The following is a 5422-nucleotide window of genomic DNA, read 5'->3' as shown; positions in this document are numbered from 1 at the left end:
TTGTAAGGCCGCCCGAATTCCTGATTGGTACCCCGCAGTGCCATGTCTTGCGTCCCTAGGATATATGAGGTTCGCACCGAATATTTATTCAGTCAAATGGAATTCAAAAATAATAAATGACTTCCGCGCATGATGCGTCCGGGGTTCACCAGCGACACGGAGCAGGAGCAGAGGCCGCTATCAGATGGAAAACGGCCAGATCTGTCTTAATGAAGAAGATGCGGGCTTCAGAGATACTGCGCGACCTTCTTGCCGACCCTTAGGAAGCGCAGCGGGTCGATGGCTTCGCCATTGTGGCGGATCTCGTAATGCAGATGCGGGCCGGTCGAGCGGCCGCTGCTGCCGGTCTTACCGATGACGTCGCCGGCATTGAGTCTCTTGCCGACGGTCACGTTGATTTTGCTGAGATGCCCATAGCGCGTCGCAAAGCCATTGCCATGGTCGACCTCGACCATGCGGCCATAGCCGCCGTTCCAGCCGGCCTTGACGACGACGCCGGGCGCCGTCACCTTGGCAGGCATTCCGGTCGGCGCCCTGAAATCCATCCCCGAATGCAGCGCGGCGGTGCCGAGGAGCGGATCGGTGCGCACGCCGAACGGGCTGGTGACCGAGCGACCGGGGGCGGGATTGGCGAGCGGCAGCCGTCGCGCCTCCGTCTTCAGACGATCGAGCGCGTCCAGCGCCTCGTCGAGTTCCCTTACCTTGCTGTCGAACGTCATCGAACTGTCGAGTGGTATCAGCGGACCGCCGGTATCGCTCTTGCCGAAATCGCTGTCGACCGGCAGGCCAGCCGCCTCGAGCGCCTGAGAGATTGCATCGGCGTTTCTGTAGGCGTTGTCGGCAAGCGTGGTGATGCGGGTGAGCTGCTGGCTCTCTATGGCCTTGAGCGACTCGCTGATCGATATGAACAGCTTGTCGGCACGATCGGCCGCCGTATCGCTCGGCAGCGGATCGGAGCGGGTCGACCACAGGGAGAACGGCCTGGTATCGCCGGCGCCAAGGTTGGCGCCGACGCTGGCAACCGAATACGACTGCGGCTGGGCGTCGGTTACGTCGGCGCGTTTTTCCGGCTTTGCGGACGCAGCAGTGCCTGCGGCAGGTGGCGTTCCGACTTCGCTCTCGCCGCGTTCGAGGAGCGGACCGAGGCGGCCATGGCGCAGGCTGAGCTGGGTCTGTCGTTCCAGCAGTTCGCCAACTTTGGTTTCCATGAGCTGCTGGTCGAGAAGCTGACGGCTGGTGATCCGGTCGACCTGGGCGCGCAGCGCGGAGATGCGGTCCTCATAGGCCTGCTGCATGCGCGCCTGCCGTGCCGTGGTCGCGCCGATCAGGTCGTCGCGCAGCACGAGATAGGAGGTCGCCAGCAGGTAGCCTATGGCCATCGCCGCCAGCGCGGAGCCGCAAAATGCGGCAACCCATGGACGTATGGTGAAATGCCTGATCTCGTTGCCCCGGGCGATAATGACCGTGTGGGGCTCCTTGCGCCTGCCGAAGACCGTTGACTGACTGGCTACGTTCACGGGACCAAGCTTTCGTTACGATACCAACGACAAGCCTGACTACACATCATTAAGGTTAACGGTCGGTTGCTAGAGCCCAGCTCCTTGCAGCCCATGGGTTGCAGCTGGATTGGCATGAGGGCATGAGGCGCAGGCTCAGCGCTTCATGCCTCACATGGGGCTCTCAGCCCACAGCCAACGTCGCTATCAGAGCGCGCGGACGGCCTCCAGCACCGCCTCGGCATGGCCTTTGACTCGTACGTTCCGCCATATCTTGGCAATCCGTCCGTCGCTGCCGATCAGGAACGTTGCGCGCTCTACGCCCATATAACGGCGGCCATAGAGCTTCTTCTCGACCCACAGATGATAGGCTTCGATCACCTTGCGCTCCTCGTCGGCGACGAGGTCGACGGTCAGGTCGTATTTTGATTTGAATTTGTCGTGTTTTCGGACGCTGTCCGGCGACAGGCCGATGACGGCGGCGCCGAGCTTTTCGAACTCCGGCTTCAACTGCGAAAAGCCGATCGCCTCATTGGTACAGCCTGTGGTGTCGTCTTGCGGATAGAAGTAAAGCACGACCGGCTTTCCCAGCAATGACGCGAGGCTGAGCGAGCCGCCGCCGTCTCGGGGAAGGTCGAACTGCGGCGCAAGGTCGCCGAGGTCGAGATCAGCCATATCGATGCCCTTGTTTGAGGTTACGCGCGAAGCCCCATCGATATATTGTCGCACCGGGATTCGTCCACGGTCGAGTTCGTTCAACGGAAAATTGTGTGGATCAGGAGCAGCCGCAGCACGAGAAGATTAGATTCAGGCGTGATGAAATCACCGACCTGGGTGCCTTCCCGTCCGCGTGCCGCGTACCGCCGCTCGGCCAGGCGTCGATCGGCCGCGGCGTTCGTGTTCTTGCGCGGCTGTTTGCCGGCCTTGTGGTGCTTGTGCTGCTGGCCACCGCCGCTGTGTATGCGATCGGCATGTCCGGTTTCGGCGCCGAGCGGCTGCGGGCCGAAGCGGAAACGGCCATCGAGAAATTGGCCGGCGTCGATGTCGATGTTGCGGTCGGGCCGGCCCGTCTCACGCTCGACGGATCGAGCTTCATCGCGCTACAGGTCAGCGACGTCAGCCTCAAGACCGCCGACGGCAAACCGATGGCCGATGCTGGGCGTGTCCGCTTCGGCATAAGGCTGATACCGCTGCTTTCGGGCGAGGTGCGGCTTACCAGCGCCAGGATTTCCGATGCGCGCATCGTTATGGCGGCGCTGCCATCGGGTGGCGACTGGACGGCGGCGCTGCGCAATGACGACGGCCTCATCGACCCGGAAAGACTGGCCGGCACGGTCTTTGCCAGCGTCAACCACGCGCTCGATGCGGTGCGCGAGGATTCGATGCGCCGGATCGACCTCCGCAATGTCGACGTCGTTCTGCCCGAGGCCGGGTCGGTCAAACTGGTCAGGATCACAGATGCCACCGTTGGGCAGTCGGGGCCGGGCGGCATGGAGTTTTCGTCCGAAGCGGAGGTCGACGGCAGGGCACTCACCATCACCGCATCAGCGACCCGCGATACGACGACGCGGCGCGTGACGGCTTTGGATGCCAGCGTCGAGATAGCGGAGGTTAACGGGGCTGCGGCAGCGCCAGGCGGGACGCTGGGCGCGATTGCCTTGAAGCTGGCGGGATCGGAAGGATCCGGCGAGAATGCGTCGCGGCTGGCGGCCTCGTTGTCGTTCGCCGGTTCCGTGCTAGATTTTGGCTCCCGCGGCTCACTTCCAGCAGACATCGATCTCAATGCCACGCTTGTCGCCGGTTCGAACAAGATCCAGGTCGACAAGCTGCTGTTGAAAACCGGTCGCTCGATTTTCAATTTCGCCGGTTCGATCGGACCGAAGCCTGCGACAGGGACAGCGGGCGAGGAGCCATCCTACCGCTACGACCTGACCAGCGACGGCTCGACGCTGTCGCCTTCGGAATCGTCCGAACCCGCGCTCGATTTCATCGCCCGCGTCGCCGGCGTCTACCAGACCAGGAGCCGCAAGCTCGTTGCCGAGCAGATCGGGATCAGGTCCGGAGCCGCCAGCGAGGCGCTGGGCACGGCTTCGGTCGAGTTCGTCGAGGGGAAGGTGCCTGGCATATCTGTTGCCTTCAATGTCCACGATATGCCGGTCTCGCATGTCAAGCAGTTGTGGCCCTGGTTTTCCGCGGGAAATGCTCGCCTTTGGGTGCTGAAGAACCTGTTCGGCGGCCGCGTCGTCGACGCGAGCCTGCAGTTCCAGGTCGTGCCCGGGCGCCTGGGCAACGGGATACCGCTTTCATCAGATGAAGTGTTCGGCCGCTTCCAGATCGAAGGATCGCGCTTCGATACGGCCGGTCACATTCCGCCGATACGCGATGCCGTCGGTGTTGTCGAATTCCACGGCAATGACGTCGACGTCGCTTTGTCCTCGGGCAACGTTTATATGGCCAGCGGCCGCACGGTGGCGGCAAGCAACGGCACGTTGAAGGTCAAGGCGGCGAACCGCCCGCCGGTGATCGGCGCGCTCGATATCGACGTCGCCGGGGAGGCGTCGGCAATCGCCGAACTCGCCTCCTACGAGCCGATCAATGCCATGCGCCATGTCGGCCTGCTGCCGGACGAACTGTCCGGCACGGTGACCGGCCACGTCAAGGCGGACATTCCGCTGCAGTCCGGCGTCGACAGCTCGAAACTCGATTGGCTGGTGACGCTCCATTACAAAGACCTGTCGCTGGGCAGGCCGTTCGAAGACCAGACGGTGACGGACGCCGATGGTTCGATCACGGTCGAACCCGAGAAGGCCGTGATATCAGCCAAGTCGCTGCTCAATGGCATTCCAGCCGAACTCGACCTGATCGAGCCGCTCAGGGATGGCGGACCGCCACGCAGCCGGAAAGTGGCGCTGGTGCTCGACGACAAGATGCGTGCAGCCGCCATGCCTGGCCTGTCGCCGCTGCTTTCCGGAACCATCAAGGTTGCGATCGACAAGAGCGGCACGGGCAACCAGACTGTTTCGGCGGATCTGACCAGTGCCAGGCTGGATATTCCCTGGGCAGGCTGGAGCAAGGGACCCGGCATTCCAGCCAATGTCACATTTGCCATGGCCAAGTCCGACGACACCACGACGCTGTCCGACTTCGACCTGGATGGAAAGACTTTTTCAATCGACGGCGGCGTGGTGCTGGTCAACGGCGCTCTGTCCTCGGCGCGGTTCAGCAAGGTGACGTTGAACCGGGGAGACAACGTTGCCGTGTCAGTGAAACGATCGGGCAAGGGCTACGCGGTCGACATCAGCGGCAACGCGCTGGACGCGCGCTCGCTGATCAAGCAATTCACGTCCGATGTCGACACCGCCACCAAGGCCATGGGGTCCGACGCGATTTCGGTGAGTGCCGATGTCAATTCCCTGACCGGCTTCCACAACGAGAGACTGTCGAACCTGAAGCTCGACTACAGCGCCGCCGGCTCCAGGGTGAACGGGCTCAAGGTGAGCGCCACGGCAAGTTCGGGTGCTGCCATAAGCATCAGCAATACGACCGGCGCCGGCAGGCGCGCCCTCAACGTGACGTCGGCCGATGCCGGCGCCATCCTGCGGTTCCTCAACATCTACGAGCATATGGAGGGCGGTTCGATCACGCTGGCGCTCACCGGGGCAAGCGATGGGCCGATGAGGGGCCAGGTCGACTCGCACAACTTCTTCGTGGTCAACGAGCCGAAACTCGCCTCGCTCGTATCGACGACGCCGGCGGGCGACAGCCGCAGCCTCAACGAAGCTGTCAAAGCCAACATCGACACGTCGAGAGTGAAGTTCGAGCGCGGCTTTTCCGAGATCGAAAAGGGCGCCGGTTATCTCAAGCTGGCCAATGGCGTGCTGCGCGGCCCGCGTATCGGCACCACTTTCCAGGGCACGCTCTATGAC

The 5422-nt window shown here is 62.9% G+C and carries 3 protein-coding genes; 1 reads left to right on the top strand and 2 read right to left on the bottom strand.

The features are described 5' to 3' along the window. Positions 1-227: 227 nt before the first annotated feature. Together EOA85_RS26215 and EOA85_RS26210 are read right to left on the bottom strand one after the other, a co-directional pair. Positions 228-1517 (bottom strand): M23 family metallopeptidase, encoded by a 1290-nt coding sequence (locus EOA85_RS26215; protein ID WP_127211707.1) that lies wholly within the window; start codon positions 1515-1517, stop codon positions 228-230. Positions 1518-1703: 186 nt separating this feature from the next. Continuing rightward, on the bottom strand, positions 1704-2171 hold the full coding sequence (locus EOA85_RS26210) for a peroxiredoxin (protein ID WP_095521882.1): 468 nt from the start codon (positions 2169-2171) through the stop codon (positions 1704-1706). Between the two features lie 95 nt (positions 2172-2266). On the opposite strand from EOA85_RS26210, the gene EOA85_RS26205 reads away from it, so the two are divergent. Further along, positions 2267-5422 (top strand): DUF3971 domain-containing protein (locus tag EOA85_RS26205; RefSeq protein WP_127211706.1); only part of this gene is annotated, 3156 nt, incomplete at its 3' end.

The organism is Mesorhizobium sp. M5C.F.Ca.IN.020.29.1.1 (assembly GCF_003997375.1).
Lineage (GTDB): Bacteria > Pseudomonadota > Alphaproteobacteria > Rhizobiales > Rhizobiaceae > Mesorhizobium > Mesorhizobium wenxiniae.
Note: the sequence above shows the minus strand (reverse complement) of the source record. Positions and strands in the feature narration are given on the sequence as shown.